General features: G+C 62.2%; 2 protein-coding genes. One reads left to right on the top strand and one right to left on the bottom strand.

Features of this window, described 5'->3' with window-relative positions; genetic code table 11:
• A partial coding sequence (locus tag AC1DP3_RS18350; RefSeq protein WP_477295815.1) for an aldo/keto reductase occupies window positions 1–230 on the top strand: 230 nt, incomplete at its 5' end.
• 142 nt (window positions 231–372) lie between these two features.
• On the opposite strand, the gene AC1DP3_RS18345 is transcribed toward AC1DP3_RS18350, so the two are convergent.
• Window positions 373–822: hypothetical protein (locus tag AC1DP3_RS18345; protein ID WP_477295813.1), on the bottom strand; the 450-nt coding region annotated here is incomplete at its 5' end.

Raw genomic sequence — 822 nt, 5'->3', positions numbered from 1 at the left:
GCGCAATCGTCGATGCAACTGAGCGAATCGCCGCGCGGAGGGGCATTTCCATGGCGCAAGTGGCGCTCGCCTGGGTCATGCGCAATAGGACGGTTTCGGCGTCAATCATCGGGCCTACTAAGCGCAGTCATCTCGAGGATGCCGTGTCTGCATTGGACGTACGCCTCATCGAGACCGAGATCGAGCAACTCGAGAGTGAGTACACGCCTCGCTCCCCGATGGGCTATTGATCCCCACCCATCTGTCCTCGCCGGCGCACAGCGCGCGGCTCATTGTGATGAGCCGGCCGACGAAGACAGGGGCAGGTCGACGTTCCCGAATTGGGATCCGGGAACGCCGACCGAGTAGGGGACCGTGCGCCAACCCCGCCGCTCAGGCCGCCACCGGCTGTTGGTCACCCTCCGCCACGCTTGAGTCGTCGCCGTCAGTCGCGAACCCGATGAGGCTTTCTCGGCGTCGTCGCCAGAGGTAGATCGCAACCACGACTCCGATCAGATACCAGACCAGAACAATCGGCCCGGCCAAGCTCAGGGGGAAGGTGAGTGGMGCGATGAACCCCAAAACGKGGATCCCCGCTCCAGCGAAGAACGCTGGGATCAGGAAGAGGACGCCCAGGCCCGGAATCACGAGGTGGAGGAACACGTTGAAATCTTGCCGACGGAAACGCAGGTAATAGACCGGGCATGCGATGGCAGCCAGGATGTAGATGGGAAGCACCGCGATCGTCAAGATGGCGCCGAACATTATGTATCCCATCACGGGGCCAAGGATGCCGGCGACGATGATGGTGAGGACCGCCTCGATGGCGAAGACCAGATAGAC

It is taken from the genome of Microbacterium sp. P5_B6, from assembly GCF_056400345.1.
Note: the sequence above shows the minus strand (reverse complement) of the source record. Positions and strands in the feature narration are given on the sequence as shown.